The following is a 26,647-nucleotide window of genomic DNA, read 5'->3' as shown; positions in this document are numbered from 1 at the left end:
CATTATCTATCTCAATTTTTGTGAAGGAAACATAATTAAAACCCTATCAATTTTTAAAAAAGTTCACCCTCTTCAAACTTAATTTTAGTAGCTTTCCCCTTAGCTGTCTCTATAATTGTAAAGCCGTGTTCAACGGCTTCTACCCACTTTGCTTTTCTTTGATTTCCATCTAAAATGACAACTAAAACTTTCCCAAGTTCAAGTTCCTTTTTTATTGACATATCCTCTATATTAATTTCTAGTTCTTTTGCTCTCACCAATACCCCTCCTAATGGGATTATTAAGTTAGCTGACGGGATGATTTTGTCTCTGTTTAACAAGGTTCTTTTCTTAAACATTGTTGCTATTTAAGTAAAGTTTATATAATAACTATCGACTGAAGATCGCTACACATCTAGGATCACAAAGATTGTTGAATAAATTTGATCCGCCATTCTCTTAAAATGGAATACTTGCTAATCTCTTATCTTTAGTTTCTTTAAATAACACATACTTTGGGTTTTTCAAAAGCCTCGATACTAATTTCTTGTCATACAATTTGAAAAGGACTTCGCTTGATAAATTAGTTGTTAGAATAGTCGCTTTATCTTGTCTTGTAGAAGTAATAGCATATAAAATCCGTTGCACAAAGTCTGAAGCTGTTTTATCCGTATCAATGGCTCCTGTTTCAGCTCCAACATCATCTAGTGCTAGGAAGTCTACGGACGAGAGTAAATCAACAAAGTACCGTTCTGTATATTTACTTTGACGATTGCTAAAGGAATCTTTAATCTTCCTCATCATGTCCTCAACATTTATAAATAAACATGATTTATTTAACTTGGCATCATTGATTCTTTTAAGAATGGAATAGGCTAAATGACTTTTCCCCGTTCCTTGTATACCTTGCAAAAATGGATTAAATACTTGTCCACTTTTTAATCTCTCTGCAATTTCGATGCACGTGCTTTTATTTTGCCGCTCTTCTTGAATACTTGTTTCATAATTTTCAAATGAAGCATTTAAAATGGTTTGATCAGTTATAATGCTTTTATTTAAAAATATGTTATATATTTTCTGACTCTGAAAACCATCATAGTAAGCTTGTACCTCATTTGTTAAAGCTTGATGCTCTTTTTCTAATTCGCATCGAGGGCAAACAACGTGTCCCCCGATGACCATTTTTTGAATAGGATTTACAATCTCTTTCCCATTCTTTCTGTATGTATGTTCTTGGCAGTATTCAGAATGGAAGATCATACTCTTCTGCAAACTGTGCGGTTTCGTTAGTTTTTCTATTGGATCCACCGCCTTTTTGATTTAGATAGGATTCAAACTTGGTTCCAAACAATGTCTCTGGTCTTAGAAATTTATTCATTTTATCATCATTCAGCCATTCTACTGATTTCTTATCAATGACATTTTTAAAATCCTCTAGTTTAAATCCTTCATTCCATCGTGCTTTAATTAAATTTTGTGTTTTCTTAGATGTAAACCGATACGAAGAATTCGTTTTTAAATTTAGATATGAAACGACTTCCACATAAGGAATAAATTCTTTTTCTTCTTTTTCTTCTTTTTCTAATTCTTTTTCTTGTCCACCTGACGTTGACGATTCGTAATACGCCTCGTATAAACTTTTGATTTCATTTTTTTCGATTCGTTCAGCAACATACTTAATTAATGATGTATCTTTAACAGCTTTTAGCTCTGACTTAACGCAATCTATAATTGGCTTTCCACCTTTATTGAAGTTATATCTTCCCCAATTTTTAAGTGCTATTTCTCGTGATTCAGTACTAAAACGAACTATTTTATGATGATTAATAAATCTCTCTAACAAGACATTTACACTTTCAAGTGAGTAACCCATATCAAATGCCATTTGTTTTTTTGTAATTTGGTAGATTCCTATTTGAGTAGTATTAGAATTTGTAAGAAGATATAAAAAGAAATACTTGTCCTCTGGTGTCATTTCTTCAACCACTTTAGGATCATCCCAAAATTCAGTATGAACCATTCGAAACCTTGCCATATCCTCACCTCTTATTGTTTGGAAATAACATAATGATAAGGTAGTTGTAATTACATTATTTTCTTATTTGCAGTACTTACTGTTATTTCTTTCTCGATAACCATCTTTATATAACCAATACCTTTCAGCATTCCTTTGATAATTTCTGTAAATAACCTTTTGTTCTGTATCATATGATTTAGTTAATTGAGAAGTATTTAAAATAGATTAGATTTAATTTTTATAGAAAAAAATGCTCTAATCAGAATGCCTATAAGAATTACTATAGGTACTAAAAAGAATAGGATTCATTTGAATTAACTCCTCTTCTTAAATTCGTCTGTCCACGCCCTAGTCATTACCATTCATTATTTCATCCTTCAAGACCTTGACTGTAAAACCAATATGTTTTCCTTCATTCGAGAATCATGTAAAAAAGAAAAAGTCATTTTCTAAAAATAATTGCATGCGGGTTTCTTTTTTGGTTTAATTCAATATTAATTTGATTAAAGGACAAGAATGTTCACCTCCTAAACACCATCGGTACTCTAAGTACCATTATCAATAAAAAAATAAAAGAGCCAAAATAGGTATTGACAGTACCATTATTACTACCTATACTCAATAATAGGTACAAAAAATACCCTCAAATACAGACGATGTCTTTAAATAGTTCTTCTGGTGTGGAATTCAATTCCTTACATAATTTATACATTAAGGGAATACTAGGATTGACTCTTCCATATTCAAGACTTTTTATATGCTCGAAACTTACACCTACTAACGTTGCAAGTTCAGTACGGGTTAATCTAAGAGCTTGCCTTGATTCAATAAGTGCTTGTCTTTTTTGAGCAGTCAACAGTTTTTCACCTCACTTAACATTTGATGTACCTTGATTATAAATGGTACTTATAGTACCGTCAATTATTTTTAAGACTATTTTTATATTTTTTTCAGGGGGAACATTTATGTCTTTAGGTAAAAGGATAAAAGAGCGTAGATTAGAAAAGGGGTTAACTCAAGAAGATGTAGCTAAAAAGTTAGGTATGGGACGATCAAATTTAGGTCATATCGAACGTGGAAGAACTAAGCCAAGTGCAGAAGTCTTAAATCAAATTGCAAGTATCTTAGATACGACCACAGATTACTTACTTGGTAGATCTGAAAAGAAAGATGAAACTTTTAACCCAGAACTTACAGAAAAAGATGAAAGAGATATAAAAAAAGAACTTCAGAAAATGATTGATGGTTTAAACAACAAAGGGAGTTATGCTGCATTTGATGGTCAAACTCTCGACGATATGGATGATGAGGATCGTGAATTATTGATTGCTTCATTAGAGAATTCTTTAAGATTAGCTAAAAGGATTGCAAAACAAAAGTTCACTCCTAAAAAATATCGTAAGTAGGTGTTTAGATGTTATCAATAAAGGGGAAAGCCAATGAACTTATAGATAAATATGGGACAAACTGTCCATTTAAGATTGCAAAAATGATGGGAATAATTATAACTTATGAAAATTTAGGAAATACACTAGGATATTTTAGTAAAAATTTCAGGGTTCCTATTATTCATATTAATGAAAAGGCGAGTGAATATGGAAAAAAGTTCATTTGTGGTCATGAATTAGGACATGTAATTTTGCATCCAGAGGTAAATACTCCTTTCTTAAAAAAGAGTACCTTTTACTCTGCTGATAAGAAGGAAAAAGAAGCAAATATATTTGCAATAGAATTATTATTTCCAGACAGTATGTTGGAAGTAGAAAATATCACTTTATATGAAGCATTAGAACAATATAAAATTCCAAAAAACTTAACGAAATTAAACTACTAAAATTTTTTTACCTTCAATGGAAACATTGTTAAAGGATATAACCAGAAAAAACTGCACCACTATTGTTAGTGTTATTGATTCTAACAATTATGGTGCAGATGATTTCTATCTATTATCATTAATAACGGATAAGGTAATACTTTTTCTTCCCTCTACGTATAATCGTAAATTGCTCTTCAATACGATCCTGTTCACCTAGCACATACTGTACATCTGTATTTCTATCGCCATTAATATAGACTGCTCCATTCTGAATATCTTCACGAGCTTGTCGTTTAGAAGGTGAAATTTTAGCTTCCACTAATAAGTCAACTAACCCTATTTCTTCGCTATTACTGAAATTAAATGATGGAACATCTTTAAAGCCTTGTTTTATTTCTTCAGCTGTCAAATTTTTTACTTCCCCACTGAAAAGAGCATCTGTAATTTTTATAGCTTGCTTTAACGAATCTTCGCCATGTATTAAACGAGTCATTTCTTCTGCTAATGCTTTTTGTGCATGACGTAAATGTGGCTCTTCTTCAACAGCTTTCTCAAGCTTCTCGATTTCATCACGAGATAAGAATGTAAAGTATTTAAGATACTTCACAACATCTGCATCTGCTGTATTAATCCAAAATTGATAGAATTCATATGGTGATGTCTTTTCTGGATCTAACCATATTGCTCCACTTTCCGTTTTGCCAAATTTCGTTCCATCTGCTTTTGTCACTAAAGGAATCGTTAAGCCAAAGGCTTTTTCCCCTTCAGGATTCATTTTACGAATCAACTCTAAACCAGTCGTAATATTTCCCCATTGGTCACTTCCACCAATTTGCATTCTACAGTTATGATTTTTGTGTAGATGGTAGAAATCAATAGCTTGTAAAATCGTATAAGTAAACTCAGTAAATGAAATACCTGTTTCAAGGCGAGATGCAATTGTATCTTTTGCTAACATATAATTAACACCAATGTATTTCCCGTAGTCACGTAAAAATGTGACTAAATCCATTGATCCTGCCCAATCATAGTTATTTGTCATAATTGCGCCATTTTCGCCTTCAAAATCAAAGATTTGTTCCAGTTGTTGCTTAATACTTTTCACATTATATTCAACGGTTTCTAATGTTTGAAGCTTACGTTCTTCCTTCTTACCACTTGGGTCTCCAATGAGGCCAGTAGCTCCACCAACTAAAACGATGGGACGATGCCCTTCTCTTTGAAATCTTCTTAACGTTAGAAATGGAAGTAAATGACCAATATGCATACTATCAGCAGTTGGATCAATCCCACAATACAGGGAAATTTTTTCCTTATCTAATACTTCACTGATTCCATCCTCATCTGTTTGCTGATAAATAATACCTCTCCATTGTAATTCCTCTAATAAATTCATGCTACCAACTCCTTCATGTAAAAAAAATATAGTTTTCAATTAGTGAACGATTTTCTGAAAAACCAATTCAATTAGAAATTTGTAGAGAAATAAAAACGTCCCTTCGCAATCATGCGAAGGGACGATTATTTACCGTGGTACCACCCAACTTGAGAAAAATATAATTTCTCCACTCTTGTTCTATAACGGTTTAATCCGTTTACTGCTACTTACATTTTTCACAGTAAAAGCTCCAGGAAGTAATTCATCTAAGCTATTTGTATCGATTCTCACCAACCATCGACTCTCTACAATAACAGGGATAGAAAGACTACTTTTTCCTCTCAATGCTTATTCTATTTAGTTGCATATGAAAACTTAATCTATTTTAAACATAAATAAAAATGAATGTCAATTAATTTCAGATTTCGATCGATTTTAACATTTTCCATATTAAATTATGCTATAATGTAGGTGATTTTAAGGGGGTATATAATGAAAGAAACATCAAACAAATGGGTAAAAAGTCTCCAAAAGTTTTTCTCTTTTTTTCAAAATGAAAGACTTCAAAAAAATTCAAGAATAACCTATGGAGTTATCTGGAACCTATTATTAATATTATTTATTGTTTGTATTATAGGTGGAGCATTTGCTGGAGGGATCGGTGCAGGGTATTTCGCCTCACTAGTGAAAGATGAACCTACTCGTTCTTACGCCCAAATGAAAAAAGATATTTATAATTATGAAGAAACCTCCAATCTTTACTTTGCAGATAATGTTTATTTAGGAAAAGTACGATCTGATTTAGAACGTGAAGAAGTAAAAATTGAAAATGTGTCAAAATACCTCAAAGACGCCTTAATCGCAACGGAAGATAAATATTTCTATGAACATAATGGTATCGTGCCAAAAGCCCTACTACGTGCAGTATTTCAAGAAGTAACCAATTCCTCAACGCAAACTGGAGGTAGTACATTAACACAGCAAATAATCAAAAACCAAATACTTACAAATGAAGTCTCTTTTGATCGAAAGGCAAAAGAAGTTCTCTTAGCTCTTCGACTTGAACAATTCTTTAAGAAGGATGAGATTTTAGAAGCGTATATGAATGTTTCTACATTTGGTAGAAATTCATCTGGTCAAAATATTGGTGGGGTTGAATCAGCTGCTAAAGGATTATTCGGTGTCTCAGCAAAGGATTTAAATTTAGCACAATCAGCCTTTATTGCAGGTTTACCACAAAGCCCTTTTATGTACACACCTTTTACCAATGATGGCAAGCTAAAAAGTAAGGAAGGCTTAGAACCTGGTTTAAATCGGATGAAACTGGTTCTACACCGAATGAATGAAAATGGATATATTACAGATAAACAATACAAAGAAACGATCAATTATGATATTGTTAAAGATTTTATAAAGCCTCAAAAAAATCCACTTGATAAATATCCATGGCTAACAAACGAAATTGAACAACGGGCAAAAAACATTATAGCTATTATGCTTGCTGAAAAAGATGGTTATAAAGAAAAAGATCTAAATAAAAATGCTAAGTTGTACGAAAAATATATCACTCTAGCAGATCGTAATATTAGACAAAATGGGTATAACATTCATACAACCATTAATAAAAAGATCTATGATAATATGCAGAAGACTAAAGATGAGTTCAAAAACTACGGTCCTGATAAAACTGTGACTAGAATTAATAAAGAAACAGGTGAAGAAGAATCCTATGTCGAACCCGTTCAAATTGGGGGCATTATGATAGAAAACAAAACAGGGAAAATACTTAGTTTTGTTGGGGGTAGAGACTTCAAACAAGAGCAACTAAATCATGCTACCCAAGGAAGACGACCAAATGGATCAACGATGAAGCCTTTACTCGTTTATGCACCTGCAATGGAGATGGGCGTTACCGCACCTGGAACGGTAATTGCAGATTCTGATACTGGAATTAGAGTTGAAGGAAGAGCATGGCCAAGCAACTATGTTACAGGAAAATATTATGGCCTTGTAACCACTCGAGAAGCTTTGGCTAAATCACATAATGTAACTGCGATAAAAGTTTATCAACGTATCATTAATAAAAGACCAGCTCAATATCTTGCTAAAATGGGATTCTCCGATTTAACAGATGTTGATTATGAAGTATTGAGTGTGGCATTAGGAGGTTTAACAAAGGGAGTAACAGTTGAAGAAAACGTTAATGCTTATACGACCTTCGCGAATAATGGTAAATTTATTGATGCCTATATGATCGATAAAATCACTGACCAAGACGGGAAGATTATCTATAAACATAAAGTAGAGCCTGTTGACGTATTCAGTAGCCAAACTTCATATTTAATGCTGGATATGATGAGAGATGTTTTTAAATATGGTACTGCTGCCTCCGTACCTGGAATGTTGAACTTTTCAACTGACTGGGCAGGCAAAACAGGAACAAGTAATGACTATAATGATGCATGGCTTGTTGCTTCGAATCCCAATATTACATTTGGTACTTGGATAGGATATGATACACCAAGTAGCCAAGTACGAGGATATGATCATAGAAACTATCAAATATGGAGTCGGTTGATAAATTCTGCCTATGATGCAGATCCAAATTTAATTGCTACAAAGGAACGATTTAAGATGCCTAGTGGAATTGTCCAACGATCCTTCTGTGCAATTTCAGGTATGCTTCCATCTCAGGGGTGTTCCAGTGCTGGATTAGTTCGTACTGACTTATTTAACGCAAAATATGTTCCAACCGAAGTAGACAATAGTCTAATTCAAGGTAAATATGTAGTAATAAATGGAAAGAAATATATGGCACTTGATTCTACACCTGCAGAGTTTTCTCAATCTGGGCTAATGCTAAATCCTGATTTTATCAAGAAACTATCTCAAGGTGGTAAGATCGATGCAAATCAAATAATCCCAGAGGGTCACCCTTTATGGGAAAAAATTATGGCACCAGAAAATAAAATGAGTGATGATGGTAAAGCACCATCATCGGTAAATGCCAATGTCTCTGGTAATAAATTAGTTTGGAGTGCTTCGGGAAGTCCAGATGTAATTGGATATCGTGTCTTTACAAGCGGCGGTCAGCAGGTGGGCTCCGTTCACGCTGGGTCCAATTTATCCATATCATTGGGAAATGGTGAATATTATGTTGTAGCAGTTGACATTGCTGGAAAACAATCAGGTCCTTCCAATAAAGTCACAATTGGTACGATTAAACAAGAAAAACCACCTGAAAATGAGACGCCTGATGAAAATGACGAGAATACTAATAATGAAGAAAATCCAGGAGATGAAGATACAATACCAAATCCGTAATCATTCAATGACTTTAAAAAGCCCGCATCATCGATGCGGGCTTTTTGTTTACTTCAAAGCAATAATATTTAATATTGATTACAAAGTAAAGTCATCTTGTCAGTTCTAATTAAGAGCCTTGCTCTTACCTACTGCTAAGCCAAACCTTATTACATTTAGGCTCTTTGCTCAATGAAAGTTGCTTTTTAAGTAAGTACTAACGAATAACCATCTGCTGAAAATTTCCTTTATTTAGTCCTCCATCGTAGATAAATCCCCAGTAGGAAGATCTAACTCCCATGCTTTAAGGACTCTACGCATGATTTTTCCACTTCTTGTTTTCGGAAGTTTATCTCGAAATTCAATTTCCCTAGGAGCTGCATGAGCTGCTAAACCTGTTTTCACAAATTGACGAATTTCCCCTTTTAGTTCATCTGATTCTTCATATCCCTCTAATAAAGCAACAAATGCTTTAATAATTTCCCCACGAACTGGATCTGGTTTCCCAATAACTCCTGCCTCAGCGACCGCTGGATGTTCTAATAATTTGCTCTCTACCTCAAATGGGCCCACACGTTCCCCAGAGGTCATAATTACATCGTCCACTCTTCCTTGGAACCAGAAATATCCATCTTCATCCATATAGGCTGAATCCCCTGAAACATACCATCCTGACGGGAAAAAATATGAATCATATTTTGCTTGGTTATTCCAAATTGTGTGCATCATTGATGGCCAACCTTTTTTGATTGCTAAATTCCCCATTCTATTCGGAGGCAGTTCATTTCCTTGATCATCAATAATCGCTGCTTCCACACCCGGAATTGGTTTACCCATCGATCCAGGTTTAATTTCCATACAAGGATAATTACAAATTAAATGTGCACCTGTTTCTGTCATCCACCATGTATCGTGGATACGTTTATTAAATACCTTCATCCCCCAACGGATTACTTCAGGATTTAACGGCTCACCCACACTTAAAACATGTCTAAGGCAACTTAAATCAAATTTCTTAATAATTTCATCCCCAGCTCCCATTAACATACGAAATGCGGTTGGCGCACTGTACCATACAGTTACGCTAAAGTCTTCAATTGTTTTATACCAATCCTCTGGCTTAAAACGTCCGCCAACAATAACATTTGAAGTTCCTGTTAACCATGGACCGAAGATTCCATAGGAAGTACCGGTAACCCAGCCAGGATCAGCTGTACACCAATAAATATCCTCTTCTTGTAAATCTAGTACCCATTTTGCCGTTTGATACTGTTGAATCATCGCATTATGAACATGGAGCACACCCTTTGGCTTTCCAGTTGAACCAGATGTATAGTGTAGAATTAAGCCATCAGTACGATCCACCCATTCAATTTCTAAATCTTTTGATGCAGTTTTAACATACTTTAAAAAATCAAGATATTTATCATCTTCTTCAATATCTGAACCGACAATAAATATTGTTTTAAGAGCAGGTAATTGATCTACAGGTACACGTTTTAACAATTCAGGTGTTGTTACTAAAACCTTAGCTTCACTGTCCTCTAAGCGGTCTTTTACCGCACCCTCCATAAATGCTTCGAAAAGTGGACCAACGATGGCACCTAATTTAATCGCTCCAAGGGTGGCTATATATAACTCTGGAGATCTAGGCATAAAAATAAAGACCCGATCCCCTTTTTCAACATTTCCATATGCTTTAAAAACATTTCCTGCTTTATTAGAAAGATCTTTCATTTCTTTAAAAGTGTATTTTTCATTTCTAGTTTCATCCCGATAATATAGGGCTACTTTATTTTTGCGAAAGGTATTTGCATGACGATCTATCGCTTCATACGCCATATTCACTTTACCTGTTTCGGACCATGAGAACTCTCGTTCTACGTCCTTCCAGTCAAAACTAGTATACATATCTTCATAGCTTTTAAGATTATAATCACCTTTTACAGATGGCAGCGTTACTAATTTCATTACAAATCCCCCTTTTTAAAAAATTCACACTATTATTATAGTATAAAATAAAATATTTCACAAAAAATTTAAATTTATTAAAGAAGAGTATTTTCGAAAAAAATTAAAATTTAAATGAATGGCATCATTTCTATACCTTTTAAAAAATTTTAAAAACATTCATAAGTTTACTCTTAAGATACTCATCTTATCATGTATAATAAGTACGAAATCCTGTTATGAAAATTTAGTATATTAAATAAAAATGCTAAAATAGGAGGTGTTACTATGGAACATAAAAAAACATATAATGCGATGGAATTAAAGACTACAAAAGGCAGTCTAATTATAGAAGGTCCAATTTCTTCAGAACAATTAGCTGGTTATGAATTTCATCAAGATTTAGTTGCTTTTCGTCCTCCCAATCAACAGCATAAAGCTCTAATTGAAATCGCTAATTTACCAGAAGGTAGAATTATCATTGCTAGACAATTTAATACCATTGTTGGCTATGTAACATATCTATACCCCGATCCACTCGAGAGATGGTCGCAAGGAAAAATGGAAAATTTAATAGAACTAGGGGCAATTGAGGTAATACCAGAATTTAGAGGTTGCTCTGTTGGAAAAAGCTTGTTAAGGGTGTCAATGATGGATGATGCAATGGAAGATTATATTACCATTACGACTGAATATTATTGGCACTGGGATTTAAAAGGAACCGGACTAAATGTCTGGGAGTATCGAAAGGTGATGGAAAAAATGATGGGAGCAGGCGGGCTAGAATGGTTTGCAACGGATGACCCTGAAATTAGCTCTCATCCTGCCAACTGTTTAATGGTCAGAATCGGAAAAAGAGTAGATTATGAATCGGTTCAAAAATTTGATCAATTACGGTTCATGAATCGATTTATGTATTAGTCAATGACTTAAACAAGGAGTTGAATGGCATGATCATTGAGGAAATAATGAAAACAGATGTTATTACATTACAGCCTGAAGATACGATTCACTCTGCTTTATTGATTATGAGGGAAAAAAAAATCCGTCATATTCCTATCGTTGACAGCGAACAGCATTTATTAGGTTTGGTGACAGAACGTGATATTAAGGATGCAACTCCATCCCCCCTATTCGAAAAGAAGCGGTTGGAAAAAGAATTGACAATCCCTCTTGAGCAAATAATGAATCCAAACGTAATTACCGGTCATCCTTTAGACTTTGTCGAAGAAGTGGCTGGTATCTTATATGAACATCGAATTGGTTGTTTACCTATTGTCGTAAATAAAAAGGTAGTTGGTATTATCACTGGTACTGACATCCTCCGAACCATGGTTGAATTAACTGGAGCCAATCAACCTGGCTCACAAATTGAAATTAAAGTGCGGAACCGTACTGGAGTTTTACACGAAGTCACAGGCATATTCAATCAATATCATGTTAATGTTCATAGCGTGCTCGTATATCCCGATAAGAAAGATCCAAACCATAAAATACTAGTTTTTCGAATTCAAACAATGAACCCAATCATTGTAATTGAGCATCTTAAAAAAAATGGCTACCAAGTATTATGGCCAAATATGCCTGGAATGTCATTATGACAAAAGACGCGGTTTTTATTTACTCAGATGAACTTCTTTCTTATCGTTTTTCAAAGGACCATCCATTTAATCAATTCCGATTGACATTAACATTAGATTTATTAAAAGAACTCAATGCTATAACAAATGAAGATATCATACCTCCTAGAATGGCAACTGATGAAGAGCTTTGCTTAATACATGATTCATCCTACATAGAAGCGGTGAAAAGTGCGGGAAATGGACGTTTATCAGAAGAAACTGCAGAAAATTATGGATTAGGTACAGAGGACACACCCATTTTTTCTGGAATGCATGAAGCAAGTGCCCTACTTGTTGGTGGTACATTGACGGCTGTGGATCAAGTAATGACAGGACAAAGCCGACATGCTGTACATCTAGGTGGAGGATTACATCATGGATTCAGGGGGAAAGCTTCCGGATTTTGTGTTTACAATGATAGTTCAGTAGCTATCAAATATTTACAAGAAAAGTATAATGCTAGAGTCCTATATATTGATACTGATGCCCATCATGGGGACGGAGTTCAATGGTCATTTTACGATGATGAATCAGTCTGTACATTCTCAATTCATGAAACCGGAAGATATTTATTTCCCGGGACAGGTAATGTCAACGAATGGGGCAGTGGTAAGGGTTATGGATATTCATTCAATATACCAGTGGATGCCTTTACTGAAGATGAATCTTGGCTCTACTGTTACGAAACAGCTTTGAGGGAAGTTGCTGCCTATTTTAAACCCGATGTTATTCTTACTCAAAATGGTGCAGACTCACACTACTATGACCCACTTACCCATTTATCTGCTTCTATTAATATATATAAGAAAATTCCAAAGCTTGCACACCAACTTGCTCATCAATATTGTGATGGAAGATGGATTGCTGTTGGTGGAGGTGGATATGATATTTGGAGAGTTGTTCCTAGAGCATGGTCACTTATTTGGCTAGAAATGAACAATTATCCAGATGTAAAAGGTGAACTTCCAACTTCATGGGTCAATAAGTGGAAAGCAAAAGCACCAATACCATTAGCAACCGCATGGGAAGATCCCGAAAATATGTACAAACCTATACCAAGAAAACCAGAAATTACTGAAAAAAACAAACAAACTGTGGAACGATTACTACATTTTATTAGACAGCAAACGTCTCGTTAATAATGACTATAAAAAAAAGGGTTGTCTCATTAGTGTATGAACACAATTGTAGACAGCCCTTCTCTCTTTAAAACTTATTTAAAATAATCAAACTCATTTAATGGCCAAAAGCGAATTTTCACCTTTCCTATGACAGAATCCATTGGAATGACACCGAAATATCGGCTATCTTTACTTACTAAGCGATTATCCCCAAGAACAAATAAATATCCCTTTGGAACTTTACTTTTACCGGTTTTTTCCTTTAAAGTAAAGTCTTCAGTTAATTGTTGCATAGGTAGTAGATCTTTACGATTTTCTTTCAAATAAGGTTCTTTGTATGCTTTTCCATTTATATATAGAACATCATCTTTCATTTCAATAGAGTCACCTGGTAAACCTATAACTCTTTTTACGTAATGTTCATCAGCATCTGGTGCATGAAAGACAATTTCATCAAAACGTTTAATATCACTTAGCTTACTTACGATAATTCGGTTTCCATCCTGTAAATTAGGCATCATTGATTCTCCTACAACAACAGATGGAGTGAAAACAAAATATCGACAAACAAGCACAATCACTACCGCAAGTAATATTGATTTTATCCATGAAAATAATTCACTTTTCTTTTTCTCTTTCAAACTCTGTCACATCCTTTTGACTTCATAACGAAACTCTTACCTTACTATATAAAGAGTATCAGAAATAAATAGAGGTATCAATTCACAATAGAAAAAGCTGCTAATATTTTTCTACTATGTCTGAAATAATATATGCCTTCCGATAATAATCAAAAGGCATTTATTATTTATTTTGTTGAACTTCTATGTTCAATTCTATGAGGTAGTATTACAATATTTTCGGATACCTTTTCTTTATTCATATATTTAGTCAACAGACGCATGGCCACCGCACCAATATCATATAATGGCTGGACGACAGAGGTAAGCTGTGGACGAACCATTAATGCCAAACGTGTATTATCAGATGTAATCACTTCTACATCATTAGGAATTTGCAATCCATTATCTTGTGCACCATGTATTACACCAATTGCCATTTCATCATTGCCTACAAAAACAGCAGTAGGTCGATCAGGAAGAGAACTTAGCTTCTCCCATGCTTCAATTCCTGAATCATAGGTGTAGTCTCCTTCAATTACATACTCCTCATTAAATGGAATTCCCGCTTTTTCAAGTGCTTCTTTGTATCCTTCAAGCTTTTGTTCTTTATTAATTTGATTGTGTAATGGACCTACTACAAAGGCAATATGCTTATGTCCTTTTTCAATAAATTCCGTTACTACATCATATGTTGCTTGACGATAATTAATATTTACAGAAGGTATTTTATTAAATGGCTCTATCGATCCAGCTAAAACAATTGGCACTGGTGAACGTTCGAATTCTGCTACATGCTCCTCAGTAATATTACCACCCATAAATACAATTCCGTCAACTTGCTTTCCAAGCATTGTATTCAATAGATGTAACTCTTTGTCTTTATTCTGATCTGAATTACTTAAAATGATATTATATTTGTACATTGTTGCGATATCCTCAATACCCCTTGCTAATTCAGCGAAGAAAATATTAGAGATATCTGGAATAATTACTCCTACAGTCGTTGTTTTCTTGCTGGCTAATCCACGCGCAACAGCATTGGGACGATAGCCTAATCTTTCGATTACTTCATTCACCTTTTTTCTTGTTGCTGGCTTCACATTAGGATTCCCATTCACTACCCTAGATACAGTAGCCATTGAAACATTCGCTTCACGGGCTACATCATAGATGGTAATATTCATAAAACATTCACACTCCATTACTACTATATATAATCGTTAGTTTTTATCAGTCATCACATTTCTAATCACTTTAAATTAAAGAAAGTAAAAAATATGTACTCATATAATCATACGACAGACAACTACTAACTGCAATGAATAACACTAATTTGACACGATTTTTACATAGAAAACACAAGTATTTATCCATTATCTACATTAATTAGAAAAAGCAAAAACCCTCTGAATGTTTCAGAAGGTTATTACAGTCATTATACCCTTACTGGTTGCGATTGTTGTAATTCACGATAAAAATGTTCGAATTGATCTAAGTCCATTTGTTGGGCTGAATCAGAGAGAGCAACTGCTGGATCAGGATGTACCTCAGCCATGACCCCATCAGCACCAATTGCTAATGCTGCTTTCGCTGCTGGTAATAATAGATCTCTTCTTCCCGTTGAATGAGTAACATCTACAAATACAGGTAAATGGGTTTCTTGTTTCAAAATTGGAACGGCTGTAATATCTAATGTATTTCGTGTTGCACGTTCATAAGTTCTAATTCCACGTTCACAAAGAATAATTTCACCATTACCTTGTGACATTATATATTCAGCTGCATTAATAAACTCATCAATCGTTGCTGCTAAACCTCTTTTTAATAAAACGGGTTTTTTCACTGAACCAGCAGCTTTTAATAATTCAAAATTTTGCATGTTACGTGCACCAATTTGAATCACATCTAAATAATCCACTGCCTTTTCAATATCATTAGGCGTAACGATTTCACTAATAACGGCTAAGCCATATTCATCTGCTATTTGTTTTAATATTTTCAATCCTTCAATGCCCAATCCTTGAAAATCATAAGGGGAAGTTCGTGGTTTATACGCCCCACCACGTAATAAAGTTAACCCTTTAGCCTTGACTGATTTTGCAACTTCTGCAACCTGTTCATAAGACTCAACTGCACAAGGTCCAAAAACAAAATGTGGTCTACCATCACCAATCATCTCGCCCTTAATTTCTATAATGGTATCCTCAGGCTTCTTTTTTCGGGAAACAAGAAGAGCTTTTTGCTGATTTTCCTGTTGAAGATCTAAGCCAGCTTTAAAAATCTCTTTAAAAAGATGTTCAACAATCTTGTCTTCGAATGGTCCATTATTATGTTCTTTAATTACATTGAGCATCATTCTTTCTCGAACCGGATCATAACGATTAACACCACTAGCTTCTTTAACTTTCCCTATATCCTGAACAAGTTTTGCTCTTTCATTAATAAGTGCTAACAATTGTAAATTAATATCTTCAACCTGCTGACGTAACTGATCAAGCTCTTGATTACTCAAAACGTACCATCCTCTCCAAATTATTGTGATGATCTGAACATTTGTAATAGCCTCTTTCCAGGCATTGCTGCTATTTAAGTAAGGTTTGAACTAAGATGTTTAACCACTTTTAAGAAAAATGCTGAAACTTCATAAGAACCAACTTATCCTTTATTAGGTAAAAGCTCTGCTGAAGGGCTTTTTCAAAAGCAACAAACGATACAAAAATAGCCTTGCAAAAAAAATTCTTTACAATAACGTTCACACCATAAATCTTTGAAATGACAAGTCAGTTTAATTTTATACTCCTTTGTGATACATTTTAAAAAAGGAAGAAAAAATATAATCTGATCCTATTAATATTAGGACTAATTATAATCTATTGTTAATAAAATGTCACGATAAAAGTTTTAATACTTAAACGCTTTTAAGCATTAAAGTATTTTTCAGGGGAATTATAAACTTTTTCATTGATCTTTATTGCCACATATATTCATTAAAAGAAGGTGTATCTCTTGCAAGAAAAAAACAAAATATTTGCACTTGATATTGGTACACGGTCCGTTGTAGGAATTATCCTAGAGGAAGCCAATCAACAATACTATGTTTCCGATATTTTTATAAAGGAACATAAGGAAAGGGCCATGCTCGATGGACAAATCCATGATGTCCTTTCCGTCTCAAAAGTGATAAAAGAGGTAAAGGAACAATTAGAGAAAAAGCATGGAAAGTTAACTAAGGTTTGTGTTGCTGCCGCAGGGCGTGCTCTAAAAACAGAAAAAGCTCATGTAACCATATCTATTAAAGGAAAACCAATGATTACAAAAGAGGATATTTTGCATCTAGAATTAAGTGCTGTTCAAAAAGCTCAAGCTATCGCAGCAGAAAAATATTCATCTTTAAAAAGTCATTATTATTACTGTGTTGGTTACTCGGTGTTTAACTATCAGTTAGATGGCGAGGAGATTGGAAATCTTATCGACCAGCAAGGAAATGAAGCATCTGTCGAAATAATCGCTACTTTCCTACCTAAGGTAGTTGTTGAGTCATTAATTTCTGCCTTACAACGGTCAGATTTAGAAATAGAGGCATTAACATTAGAGCCCATTGCAGCTATCAATGTCCTAATCCCTTCATCTATGCGACGATTAAATGTTGCACTTGTTGATATTGGTGCCGGCACATCTGATATTGCCTTAACTGATTTAGGTACAGTAACTGCATATGGAATGGTTCCTATTGCAGGAGATGAAATTACAGAAGCAATTAGTGATCAATTACTGCTGGACTTTCCTATTGCAGAGGAAACAAAAAGACAGTTAGTAGCTAGAGATACGATAATCATTCAAGATATTTTAGGGTTTGAAACGGAAGTAACAACTGAACATATTATCGAACAAGTTTCTCCAGCAATTGATAAGCTAGCCAGTGCTATTTCTAAGGAAATTCTTTTATTAAATAATGGAAAGCCTCCAAAGGCAGTGATGTTAGTGGGAGGTGGTAGTCAAACGCCAAAGATTACAGAAAGAATTGCAAAACAATTGCAATTACCTGAAAATCGTGTAGCGATAAGAGGAACAGATGCCATTCAAAGCTTAGTTCTTTCAGATCAAATCCCAAAAGGCCCTGAATTAATTACACCGATTGGTATTGCTATCGCGGCTAAACAAACACCTGTCCATTATGTAACAGCTTACGTAAACGACCAACCTGTAAGATTGTTTGAAGTAAAGAAGCTAACGGTTGGAGATTGTATTTTAGGTTCTGGAATGAAATTAAGTCAATTACATGGAAAACCCGGAATGGCAAAGATGATAACTGTTAATGAAAGACAAATTACCGTTCCAGGGGAGCATGGTAAACCGCCGGTTATCATGAAAAATGGGGTAGAAGCAAGTCTTGATCACCCAATTAATAATGGTGATGAAATTTCTATCATTAAAGGAAAAGACGGTGCCCATGCAGTGGTGAAAATTAAAGAATTTCTTGACGATATTCCAACTAAAAAGGTCTATATTAATGGAAGGTCATATAATGTATCAATGATAATAAAAAGGAATGGCGAATCGGCTTCAGAAAATGATCTTCTCGAAGACCGCGATTCTCTAGAGATTTATTTTCCTAAAAACATAGAGGAATTATTTCTTTCCTTAAATCTATTTGATTACCTTCAAGAACTAAAACCATTTCGAATCAATATTGATGGTAAAGAAACTTTTTTACCTTCTCAGTCTCATAGACTATTGTTAAATGATCAAGAGGTTAAACTAACACAAGGTTTTCAAAATAATGATCAGATAAGTATCAAAAAGAAAAGTCCTTTGACGGTAAATAACCTTGCAAAGTTAAAGAATCTTCGTTTAAATTATCATATTAATATTACTTTCAATGGACAACATATAAAGATTCATAAACCACTTACTGAAGTGATTCGTTCAGGGAAAATACTGACCAAAGATGAAATTATCCATTACGGAGATATGATAGAATTAAAGTCTCATAAAATCGAAGAATTTATTTTTCAAGATATTTTTAAATTCATAGAAGTGAATATGCCAAAGCATAGTAATGGTAATTTTCAATTACTTAAAAACAAAGAACAAACCACCTTCTATGATCCAATAAGAGAAGGTGATCAATTGGAAATTATTTGGCCAACTGAACCTAAAAAACAAAAGAGACTAAACCAAAAACACACTATCTAATAATAATCTAGATAGTGTGTTTTATAAACAGTTTAAATAAATTCTTCCTCTGTCTCTACTTCATCGTTTTTGAGCATTTTTTCTTTTTGTTCCTTTACCGTTTCCTTCAACTTATTCCCTGCATCAACAGCTTTATCCTTCAATTGAATCGTTTTTTCTTTTGTTGCAGCAGCTAAATCATTTCCTTTTTGAGTCACAGCTACACGGAGATCATCCGTCTTGTCTTTTAATGAAATAAATTGCCCGCTTACATCATTTCTTAAGTCTTTCCCTGATTTGGGAGCTAGGAACAAAGCAGTTGCAGCTCCTACTACACCACCAATGATAGCTCCTATTACAAAATCCTTCGTATTTAAATGTTTTGGTTCATCCAAATGTTTTACTTCATTATTTGCCATTTTTGATTCCTCCTTATTATTTCTACCCTCTTGATCTTTTTACTTCACGCAGATGGGATTCATCTTCAATCGCATGTTTCACTAATTGCTCTGTTTTTCTTTTTTCTTTTTTTTGTACCCATTTATCTTTTATTTCTTTTAATACATTACCCCATTGTATTGCCTGACTTATTTTATCTTGATTTTGTTCTAGTTGATTTGAAACATTATTCGTTACCTTTCGAACAGATGCATTTAGAGATTTAATGGTTGTCCCAACTTCTTCAACAGCATATACTACTGTATTTAACTTTTCAGCTTTATGCTGAATATCTTCTGCAAGTGCATTTGTCTTATGTAATAGCATTGTTGTTTCGCTTGTTATTCCTTGTAACTGTCCTTCCAAACCATCCATTGTTTTTGTCATTTGATTAACTGCGTCTTTTACTGAATTTAATGTTTTTGATACAAATATGACTAAAACCAAAAAAGCAATTGCAATCAAGGCGACACTTAAATAAAGAATTACAATCATGTTAGTTGACCTCCCTTGTATAATACACAGTACCCTTTCTTTTCTTTTGTAAACAACCATCTTCTTTTTCAGACATAAATTCCTCCTTTATTTTCTCATATTCTGCTATCTTCGCCAAATATTTTTACTAGTAAAGGGCTAATTTTCTTTATTCAACTATTGGATAAATAGGAGTACAATGAAAAAGTATGAAATATTGTTTATGGAGGAAAAAAGATGAAAGATCCGAGAGTAGAACAACTAGCAAAAAATTTAATTAACTATTCTGTGCAATTGCAACCAGGGGAAAAAGTTCTGATTGAAAACTTTGGTCTACAAAAAGAACTTGTAGTCGCATTAGTAAAGGAAGCATATGCCGCAGGTGGGTATCCTTTTGTCTCAATTAAGGATCACCAAGTAGATCGTGCACTATTAATGGGTGCTAAAGAAGAACAATTTGATATGATGGCTGATTTCGAAGCAGAAGTTATGAAAAAAATGGATGCATATATTGGCCTAAGATCTGGTGATAACATTAATGAACATGCAGATGTACCCGATGAAAAAATGAAAATACAAGGGAATACTGTCGGCAAAAAAGTTCATCGAGAAATTCGTGTTCCGAAAACTAAATGGGTTGTTCTTCGTTACCCTAATTCAGCAATGGCTCAATTAGCAAAAATGAGCACAGAAGCCTTTGAAGATTTTTACTTCAATGTATGTAACCTTGATTATAGTAAAATGGACAAAGCGATGGATTCTTTAGTGGAGTTAATGAATAAAACAGATAAGGTTCGCCTTATAAGTCCTGGAACTGACCTAACTTTCTCAATCAAAGATATTCCTGCTATTAAATGTGCTGGACGTCTTAATATTCCAGATGGTGAAGTGTATACAGCACCTGTGCGTAATTCAGTTAATGGGACTCTTACATACAACACACCTTCTCCATATCAAGGCTTTACTTTTGAAAATGTAAAATTAACGTTTAAAGATGGGAAAATTATCGAAGCAACATCTAATGATACAGAAAGAATCAATAAGATTTTTGATACAGATGAAGGCGCTCGCTATGTCGGTGAATTTGCAATAGGCGTCAATCCATATATTCTGCATCCTATGCAAGATATATTATTTGATGAAAAAATTGCGGGAAGTATTCATTTTACACCTGGACAATGCTATGATGTAGCCCCTAATGGTAATGACTCTAACATTCACTGGGATATGGTGCTTATTCAACGTCCAGAGTATGGTGGAGGAGAAATATATTTTGATGACGTGCTTATTCGTAAAGATGGATTATTTGTTTTACCTGAATTAGAATGTCTCAATCCAGAAAATTTAAAATAAAAAAACAGCTTTCACATATAATTAGAAATTAATCGATTTTCTAATAACAAAAAAACAGGCCCTATCAAAAATGATAGGTAACCTGTTTTATTGTTTTTCTAAAAGCTGTTCATAGGCACGTTGATATTTTTGAATATCGCCTGCCCCCATAAATAAGATCACACTATCTTTTAGCTCAAGTAGTGGGGATGTATCCTCTTCTAAAAGTATTTGTGCGCCTTCGATTTTGTCCTTCAAATCATTTACTGTTAATTTACCATGAACTTCTCTTGCTGAACCAAATATCTCACATAAGAAAACATGGTCAGCCTCACTAAGACTTTGCGCAAATTCCGTTAAAAATGTTTGTGTTCTTGTAAAAGTATGCGGCTGGAATACGACAACTATTTCTCTATTTGGATATTTTTGTCTAGCTGAATCTATTGTTGCTTTTATTTCTGTAGGATGATGCGCATAATCATCGACAATAACTTGTGTGCCTACTTGCTTTTCCGTAAATCTTCTTTTTACACCTTTAAATGTTTTTAAATATTCCTGAGTTTTCTCTGTTGATATTTGCTCATAATGACATAAAGCGATGACTGATAAAGCATTTAATACATTATGGTCGCCAAAAGTTGGTATTTCGAATGTAGCAAAATAATTATTACGAACAAATACATCAAATTTAGTTCCCGTAGAATTTTTTTCAATATTTCTTGCTTGAAAATCATTTTCTTCAGCAAAACCATAGAAAAGAACAGGAACTTTAGCCTGGATTTTTTGAAGTTGCTCATCATCGCCGTAAGCGATAATTCCTTTCTTCACATGCATTGCCATTTCTTGGAATGCAGAAAACACATCGTCAATATTTGCAAAATAATCTGGATGATCGAAATCAATATTGGTCATGATTGCGTAGTCTGGGTAATATGAAAGAAAATGACGTCTATATTCACAAGCTTCAAAAACGAAGTATTCTGCATCTTTTTCACCATGCCCAGTTCCATCCCCAATTAAATAAGAAGTAGGCTTTGATCCAGAAATTGCATGAGCAAGTAACCCAGTGGTTGATGTTTTCCCATGGGCGCCTGTAACAGCAACACTCGTAAACTTCTGCATAAATTCCCCTAAAAATTTATGGTAACGGATAACTGGTACTCCAACTTTTACTGCTTCTTCGATTTCTTCATGTGTATCAGGAAAAGCATTTCCTGCAATAACAGTTAAGCCTGGTTTAATATTTTCGCGCTGGAATGGTAATATTTTAATTCCAGATTGCTCCAAGCCTTTTTGGGTAAAGAAATATTTTTCATAATCTGATCCTTGCACTTCATAACCCATATCGTGTAGTATTTGTGCCAATGCACTCATACCGGACCCTTTAATACCTACGAAATGGTATACAGTCATAATAGAACCTCCAACAATGTCTATATGTACACAGTATATGATATACGTATATCATTTGCTATAATTGGTTTTATGAACGATTGACAATAATCAAATGTTCATATTGAAATATTATAGCACTTTTTCTATTCCATGACTATGCTATGTATGACATCTTCATTTTAGGAATATTTTCAAGGACTGTGCTTTATAAATTTTAAAGTAATGGGCAGAGAGAATCTCTGCCCTTTCATTTCATTTGATTGCCATAGGCAACCTCTAAATCATCCCTAGAAATTAAAACATCTCTTGGTTTGCTTCCTTTTGCTTCAGAAATAATTCCTTGTTGCTCCATCATTTCAATCAACCTTGCAGCCCGATTATAGCCAATTCGAAAATTTCTTTGTAATAATGATGTAGATGCACCGCCCTGTTCAATAACAAATTCACATGCTTCAAAAAATATTTCATCTTCTTCATCTTCAATTTGTGCCTTTTTTAATAATTCATCTTGTTCAAATAAATAATTAGGTTTTTCTTCATTTCGAACATGTGCTACTATACGATCTATCTCATCATCCGTTACAAAGGTTCCCTGTATTCGGGCAGGTTTAGAGGATCCATTCTCTAAAAATAGCATATCTCCTCTTCCCAACAGCTTCTCAGCACCGCTAACATCAATAATTGTCCTAGAATCCACTTGTGAAGATACCGAAAAAGCAATCCTCGTTGGAACATTTGCTTTAATCAATCCAGTAATAACATCAACTGACGGTCTTTGTGTAGCAATGATTAGATGAATTCCGCATGCTCGCGCTTTTTGGGCGATTCTACAAATAGCTTCTTCTACATCAGCTGGAGACATCATCATTAAGTCTGCCAGTTCATCAATAACTATAACAATGTATGGAAGCTTCTGATTAAACTGACGGTTTTGTTCAGCTACCTCATTGTATTTTTTTATATCCCTAACACCTGTATGAGCAAATAATTCGTATCTTCTCTCCATTTCTTCAACAGCCCATTTCAGTGCTGCTGTTGCTGCCTTCACATCAGTAATTACAGGACTAACTAGATGTGGAATATGATTATAGGGTGCAAGTTCCACCATTTTTGGATCAATCAATAATAATTTTAACTCACTAGGTTTTGCCTTATATAACAAACTCACAAGGATTGAATTGATACAAACACTTTTTCCTGAGCCAGTAGCGCCGGCAATTAGACCATGTGGCATTTTTCTAAGATCGGTTATAATTGGATTTCCCGAAATATCAAGCCCCATTGCTGCTGTTAAAGGAGAATCACTTTCTTTAAAAACTTCACTTGAAATAATTTCACTGATCATCACTGGTCTACTACTAACATTTGGAATTTCAATTCCAATTGCATGCTTACCAGGAATAGGCGCCTCAATTCTAATATCTCTTGCTGCAAGACTCAGCTTAATATCGTCGCTTAAATTCGTAATCTTATTTACCTTTACCCCTGGCTCAGGTTGTATTTCAAATCTGGTTACAGACGGTCCTTGACTTACATTTACAACCCTTGCTCTCACATTAAAATTTAATAAAGTCTCATTTAAAATGGTACTTTGCTCTTGTATCCAATCATGATCTAATGATTTTTCAACAGGTGGAATCAATAATTGGAAGGAAGGGAACATATAAGACTGTATAGGCTCCATATCCAAATCATTTTCCTGATTAATGGTTAATACTGACTCAGGTTCTATCTTTACGGAAGTCTCCTTTTTGAATTTTTTCTCTAACTTCTGTCGATCCTGCTTTAACATAAGGACATTAAATGGTATATGAGAACGATTTGGCTTCTCGACAGTGTCGGAAGCTTCATCTGCTTCTATCATCGCTGCCCCTTCCTCAAATCCTAGATCTCCATCATTTGATGGAGAATTCTGAGATAATGGTTTACGATCTATTTGAAAGTCTTTTTCGACTCCTACAGCTATTTCGTCTACAGTTTCAGAAAATTCTTGTATGAATTTTTCCTCACTTTGGAATGTTGGATTGTTTTCTTCCGCTTTCATTAATGGTTGTATTTCTTGTGTCTCTTGCTCCACATTCATTGAAGGTACTTCTTGCAGCTCTGCTTCATTGAACATCAATGTAGGAAATGCCTCATTTTCTTCTTTGGTTTTCTGTATAGGTAGTGTCCGCATTTCTTCTTCTGTTTGCTGCACTGGTATTCTCGGTTGCTCTTCTACCATTTGCTGTACTGCTTCTCTCGGCTGCTGCACTTCTGCCATTTGCTGTACTGCTTCTCTCGGCTGCATTTCTTCCGTTTGCTGTACTGCTTCTCTTTGCTGCATTTCTTCCGTTTGCTGTACTGCTTCTCTTTGCTGCATTTCTTCCGTTTGCTGTACTGCTTCTCTCAGCTGCTGCTCTTCTGCCGTTTGCTGTACTCGTACTTTCGGCTGCTCTTCTGCCATTTGCTGTACTGCTTCTCTCGGCTGCTCTTCTGCCACTTGCTGTACTCGTACTCTCGGCTGCTCTTCCACCGCTTGCTGTACTGGTACTCTTTGCTGCATTTCTTTCATTTGCTGTACTCGTACTCTCGGCTGCTCTTCTGCCATTTGCTGTACTGCTTCTCTCGGCTGCTCTATTTCCTTTCGGATCCCTTCCATCTTTTTGAGTTGGAGATCATTCATTGAAGTTAATTCATATTCACATATTTCTTCTTCTTTTTTCGCTTGTTTTGGACGTGAAAATCCATAAACAGGTGAAGGAATTTCTGTTGGACGAAAAGGTTGTCTATTTTTTGGTTCTATTTTTCTAGCGCTTTTTTGTATGTATACTCTTTCTTTTTCCAATTCTATTGGTTGTTTAACTTTTTGTTTAACTGGCTCCTCCCTCTTTGAAATCGACCTATTACTATTCCTCGTTCTTTTTTCATCGGGAATGGCAGGAAAGCGAAAATTCCCCTTTGGATATTGATATTTCATACGAGTTTCCATCGTTCTATATGGTTCATTTTGTTTTTTTTCAATTAATGTATTTTCCTGTGGTTCAATTGTATCTTCAACCTCAACGGTAAATATATTTAATATTTTTCTAAACCAGCCCAAATTACTCACTCTTTCTTTTTATACTACAAAATAGTCCTTTTTTTACAACAGACTGTTCTAAGATCATTAAAAACACAGTCATGTCGAAAAACTTGCTCTTTTTCATTATACAAGTAAAAAGAAAAATATCGAGAGATTTTACCATTTTAAAAAAAACGAAATGTAAATTTAATTTTTTTTTAATTAGAGCATAAAAAAATTTTTGCATGGAAAATTAGTTAATGAATAAAAAAAAGGAGGCAACAATGATGAAATTGACAAAAACCTTGCTTTGTGTTGGTTTAATATCAGGGCTTTTAGCTGGATGTGGAACAAATAATAATGATAAAAACGTTGCAAATAGAAATAATGTTAATCCAGTAAGATATAATAATGATGATCGTAATATGAATCCTAGAAATGTTAATTATGACAATGATTTAGGAAACAATAACAACAATATGAACAATGGCTTAGGTACGAATAATAACAATGGTTTAGGCACAAATAATACTAACAACAATGGTTTAGGCACAAATAATGATAATAACGGTATTGGAAATAACAATGGACAGGTAAATAATAAAATGAGAGTAGCGGATGAGGCTGCAGATCGTGTAGCCAAATTGAAAGAAGTTAGCCGTGCAAATGTCATTGTTACTGACAATAATGCATACGTGGCAGTTATGCTAACTGATCGTTCGCGAAATGAATTAAACAAAACTTTTGAGGATAAAATTGCAAAAGAAGTTCGCAAAGCAGATAAGGATATCGACAATGTTTATGTTTCCGTTAACCCTGATTTCTATGATCGAATGAATGATTATGCTAACGATATCAGAAATGGAAATCCAATTAGCGGCTTATTCGATCAATTTAATGAAACTGTCCAACGTATTTTCCCTAATGCTCGTTAATTTTGATATACACTTTTTATCATTAAAATAAGAGGGAACTCAATCC

At 34.3% G+C, this 26,647-nt stretch carries 22 protein-coding genes and 1 other annotated feature; of the genes, 9 read left to right on the top strand and 13 right to left on the bottom strand.

Annotated elements, in window-relative coordinates; genetic code table 11:
* Positions 1 to 53 precede the first annotated feature (53 nt).
* From I5818_RS08005 to I5818_RS07990, 4 genes are all read right to left on the bottom strand, one after another.
* Positions 54 to 257, bottom strand: a complete 204-nt coding sequence (locus I5818_RS08005) for an XtrA/YqaO family protein (RefSeq protein ID WP_235849540.1) — start codon at positions 255 to 257, stop codon at positions 54 to 56.
* Between the two features lie 181 nt (positions 258 to 438).
* Entirely contained in the window at positions 439 to 1,239 is an 801-nt protein-coding gene (locus I5818_RS08000; protein WP_058006953.1) for a DnaA ATPase domain-containing protein, read from the bottom strand.
* A complete protein-coding gene (locus I5818_RS07995; protein WP_071976945.1) occupies positions 1,223 to 2,014 on the bottom strand; it encodes a conserved phage C-terminal domain-containing protein in 792 nt (263 codons plus the stop codon). Before I5818_RS07995 ends, I5818_RS08000 begins: the two co-directional genes overlap by 17 nt.
* A gap of 625 nt (positions 2,015 to 2,639) precedes the next feature.
* Positions 2,640 to 2,852 carry a helix-turn-helix transcriptional regulator gene (locus tag I5818_RS07990; RefSeq protein WP_071976944.1) on the bottom strand — a complete coding sequence of 71 codons (213 nt, stop codon included), beginning with the start codon at positions 2,850 to 2,852 and terminating at the stop codon, positions 2,640 to 2,642.
* Between the two features lie 109 nt (positions 2,853 to 2,961).
* On the opposite strand from I5818_RS07990, the gene I5818_RS07985 reads away from it, so the two are divergent.
* Positions 2,962 to 3,402 carry a helix-turn-helix domain-containing protein gene (locus I5818_RS07985; protein WP_058005578.1) on the top strand — a complete coding sequence of 147 codons (441 nt, stop codon included), beginning with the start codon at positions 2,962 to 2,964 and terminating at the stop codon, positions 3,400 to 3,402.
* 8 nt (positions 3,403 to 3,410) lie between these two features.
* Entirely contained in the window at positions 3,411 to 3,830 is a 420-nt protein-coding gene (locus I5818_RS07980; RefSeq protein WP_058005579.1) for an ImmA/IrrE family metallo-endopeptidase, read from the top strand.
* 118 nt (positions 3,831 to 3,948) lie between these two features.
* Here I5818_RS07980 and tyrS read toward each other — a convergent pair whose 3' ends face one another.
* Positions 3,949 to 5,208 (bottom strand): tyrosine--tRNA ligase, encoded by a 1,260-nt coding sequence (gene tyrS, locus I5818_RS07975; RefSeq protein WP_071976942.1) that lies wholly within the window; start codon positions 5,206 to 5,208, stop codon positions 3,949 to 3,951.
* Between the two features lie 114 nt (positions 5,209 to 5,322).
* Positions 5,323 to 5,544 (bottom strand) — a binding site (T-box leader).
* 138 nt (positions 5,545 to 5,682) lie between these two features.
* Here tyrS and I5818_RS07970 point away from each other — a divergent pair.
* Entirely contained in the window at positions 5,683 to 8,514 is a 2,832-nt protein-coding gene (locus I5818_RS07970) for a transglycosylase domain-containing protein (RefSeq protein ID WP_065107319.1), read from the top strand.
* A gap of 231 nt (positions 8,515 to 8,745) precedes the next feature.
* Here I5818_RS07970 and acsA read toward each other — a convergent pair whose 3' ends face one another.
* The gene (acsA, locus tag I5818_RS07965) at positions 8,746 to 10,464 is read right to left on the bottom strand and encodes an acetate--CoA ligase (protein ID WP_078110485.1); all 1,719 of its coding nucleotides are present in this window, start codon (positions 10,462 to 10,464) and stop codon (positions 8,746 to 8,748) included.
* A 267-nt stretch (positions 10,465 to 10,731) separates the two neighbouring features.
* On the opposite strand from acsA, the gene I5818_RS07960 reads away from it, so the two are divergent.
* Genes I5818_RS07960 through I5818_RS07950 form a run of 3 tightly spaced genes read left to right on the top strand, consistent with a single transcriptional unit; the run spans position 10,732 to position 13,204 of the window.
* Positions 10,732 to 11,364 (top strand): GNAT family N-acetyltransferase, encoded by a 633-nt coding sequence (locus I5818_RS07960; protein ID WP_058005582.1) that lies wholly within the window; start codon positions 10,732 to 10,734, stop codon positions 11,362 to 11,364.
* A 29-nt stretch (positions 11,365 to 11,393) separates the two neighbouring features.
* The gene (locus tag I5818_RS07955; protein ID WP_058005583.1) at positions 11,394 to 12,044 is read left to right on the top strand and encodes an acetoin utilization AcuB family protein; all 651 of its coding nucleotides are present in this window, start codon (positions 11,394 to 11,396) and stop codon (positions 12,042 to 12,044) included.
* Positions 12,041 to 13,204 carry an acetoin utilization protein AcuC gene (locus I5818_RS07950; RefSeq protein WP_071976939.1) on the top strand — a complete coding sequence of 388 codons (1,164 nt, stop codon included), beginning with the start codon at positions 12,041 to 12,043 and terminating at the stop codon, positions 13,202 to 13,204. The genes I5818_RS07955 and I5818_RS07950 overlap by 4 nt, the downstream gene beginning before the upstream one ends.
* A gap of 74 nt (positions 13,205 to 13,278) precedes the next feature.
* Here the strand turns inward: I5818_RS07950 and lepB are convergent, their stop codons facing one another.
* The 3 genes from lepB to I5818_RS07935 form a co-directional block, all read right to left on the bottom strand.
* Complete coding sequence (gene lepB / locus I5818_RS07945; RefSeq protein ID WP_058005585.1) at positions 13,279 to 13,827, bottom strand: signal peptidase I; 549 nt, start codon at positions 13,825 to 13,827, stop codon at positions 13,279 to 13,281.
* Between the two features lie 167 nt (positions 13,828 to 13,994).
* Positions 13,995 to 14,993 (bottom strand): catabolite control protein A, encoded by a 999-nt coding sequence (gene ccpA / locus I5818_RS07940; RefSeq protein ID WP_071976938.1) that lies wholly within the window; start codon positions 14,991 to 14,993, stop codon positions 13,995 to 13,997.
* 251 nt (positions 14,994 to 15,244) lie between these two features.
* Positions 15,245 to 16,321 (bottom strand): bifunctional 3-deoxy-7-phosphoheptulonate synthase/chorismate mutase, encoded by a 1,077-nt coding sequence (locus I5818_RS07935; protein WP_078110484.1) that lies wholly within the window; start codon positions 16,319 to 16,321, stop codon positions 15,245 to 15,247.
* 494 nt (positions 16,322 to 16,815) lie between these two features.
* Between I5818_RS07935 and I5818_RS07930 the strand changes: the two genes are divergently transcribed.
* Positions 16,816 to 19,005, top strand: a complete 2,190-nt coding sequence (locus tag I5818_RS07930; protein ID WP_209391887.1) for a cell division protein FtsA — start codon at positions 16,816 to 16,818, stop codon at positions 19,003 to 19,005.
* A 32-nt stretch (positions 19,006 to 19,037) separates the two neighbouring features.
* Here the strand turns inward: I5818_RS07930 and I5818_RS07925 are convergent, their stop codons facing one another.
* Positions 19,038 to 19,403 carry a YtxH domain-containing protein gene (locus tag I5818_RS07925; RefSeq protein WP_078109095.1) on the bottom strand — a complete coding sequence of 122 codons (366 nt, stop codon included), beginning with the start codon at positions 19,401 to 19,403 and terminating at the stop codon, positions 19,038 to 19,040.
* Between the two features lie 22 nt (positions 19,404 to 19,425).
* On the bottom strand, positions 19,426 to 19,917 hold the full coding sequence (locus tag I5818_RS07920) for a DUF948 domain-containing protein (RefSeq protein ID WP_078109096.1): 492 nt from the start codon (positions 19,915 to 19,917) through the stop codon (positions 19,426 to 19,428).
* 216 nt (positions 19,918 to 20,133) lie between these two features.
* Between I5818_RS07920 and I5818_RS07915 the strand changes: the two genes are divergently transcribed.
* On the top strand, positions 20,134 to 21,249 hold the full coding sequence (locus I5818_RS07915; protein WP_078109097.1) for an aminopeptidase: 1,116 nt from the start codon (positions 20,134 to 20,136) through the stop codon (positions 21,247 to 21,249).
* A gap of 87 nt (positions 21,250 to 21,336) precedes the next feature.
* Here the strand turns inward: I5818_RS07915 and murC are convergent, their stop codons facing one another.
* Both murC and I5818_RS07905 read right to left on the bottom strand, forming a co-directional pair.
* Positions 21,337 to 22,641, bottom strand: coding sequence for a UDP-N-acetylmuramate--L-alanine ligase (murC, locus tag I5818_RS07910; protein ID WP_078109098.1), 1,305 nt, complete (start codon positions 22,639 to 22,641; stop codon positions 21,337 to 21,339).
* A 229-nt stretch (positions 22,642 to 22,870) separates the two neighbouring features.
* Positions 22,871 to 25,705 carry a DNA translocase FtsK gene (locus I5818_RS07905; protein WP_244975368.1) on the bottom strand — a complete coding sequence of 945 codons (2,835 nt, stop codon included), beginning with the start codon at positions 25,703 to 25,705 and terminating at the stop codon, positions 22,871 to 22,873.
* A gap of 245 nt (positions 25,706 to 25,950) precedes the next feature.
* On the opposite strand from I5818_RS07905, the gene I5818_RS07900 reads away from it, so the two are divergent.
* Complete coding sequence (locus tag I5818_RS07900; protein ID WP_244975367.1) at positions 25,951 to 26,601, top strand: YhcN/YlaJ family sporulation lipoprotein; 651 nt, start codon at positions 25,951 to 25,953, stop codon at positions 26,599 to 26,601.
* Positions 26,602 to 26,647: the final 46 nt, after the last annotated feature.

It is taken from the genome of Heyndrickxia oleronia (assembly GCF_017809215.1).
Lineage (GTDB): Bacteria > Bacillota > Bacilli > Bacillales > Bacillaceae_C > Heyndrickxia > Heyndrickxia oleronia.
Note: the sequence above shows the minus strand (reverse complement) of the source record. Positions and strands in the feature narration are given on the sequence as shown.

Bases quoted from the DNA above. Each gene is read 5' to 3' on its own strand.
- I5818_RS08000 (WP_058006953.1), bottom strand. From the start codon at position 1,239: ATGATCTTCCATTCTGAATACTGCCAAGAACATACATACAGAAAGAAT.
- I5818_RS07995 (WP_071976945.1), bottom strand. From the start codon at position 2,014: ATGGCAAGGTTTCGAATGGTTCATACTGAATTTTGGGATGATCCTAAA.
- I5818_RS07985 (WP_058005578.1), top strand. From the start codon at position 2,962: ATGTCTTTAGGTAAAAGGATAAAAGAGCGTAGATTAGAAAAGGGGTTA.
- I5818_RS07980 (WP_058005579.1), top strand. From the start codon at position 3,411: ATGTTATCAATAAAGGGGAAAGCCAATGAACTTATAGATAAATATGGG.
- tyrS (WP_071976942.1), bottom strand. From the start codon at position 5,208: ATGAATTTATTAGAGGAATTACAATGGAGAGGTATTATTTATCAGCAA.
- I5818_RS07970 (WP_065107319.1), top strand. From the start codon at position 5,683: ATGAAAGAAACATCAAACAAATGGGTAAAAAGTCTCCAAAAGTTTTTC.
- acsA (WP_078110485.1), bottom strand. From the start codon at position 10,464: ATGAAATTAGTAACGCTGCCATCTGTAAAAGGTGATTATAATCTTAAA.
- I5818_RS07960 (WP_058005582.1), top strand. From the start codon at position 10,732: ATGGAACATAAAAAAACATATAATGCGATGGAATTAAAGACTACAAAA.
- I5818_RS07955 (WP_058005583.1), top strand. From the start codon at position 11,394: ATGATCATTGAGGAAATAATGAAAACAGATGTTATTACATTACAGCCT.
- I5818_RS07950 (WP_071976939.1), top strand. From the start codon at position 12,041: ATGACAAAAGACGCGGTTTTTATTTACTCAGATGAACTTCTTTCTTAT.
- ccpA (WP_071976938.1), bottom strand. From the start codon at position 14,993: ATGAATATTACCATCTATGATGTAGCCCGTGAAGCGAATGTTTCAATG.
- I5818_RS07925 (WP_078109095.1), bottom strand. From the start codon at position 19,403: ATGGCAAATAATGAAGTAAAACATTTGGATGAACCAAAACATTTAAAT.
- I5818_RS07920 (WP_078109096.1), bottom strand. From the start codon at position 19,917: ATGATTGTAATTCTTTATTTAAGTGTCGCCTTGATTGCAATTGCTTTT.
- I5818_RS07915 (WP_078109097.1), top strand. From the start codon at position 20,134: ATGAAAGATCCGAGAGTAGAACAACTAGCAAAAAATTTAATTAACTAT.
- murC (WP_078109098.1), bottom strand. From the start codon at position 22,641: ATGACTGTATACCATTTCGTAGGTATTAAAGGGTCCGGTATGAGTGCA.
- I5818_RS07900 (WP_244975367.1), top strand. From the start codon at position 25,951: ATGATGAAATTGACAAAAACCTTGCTTTGTGTTGGTTTAATATCAGGG.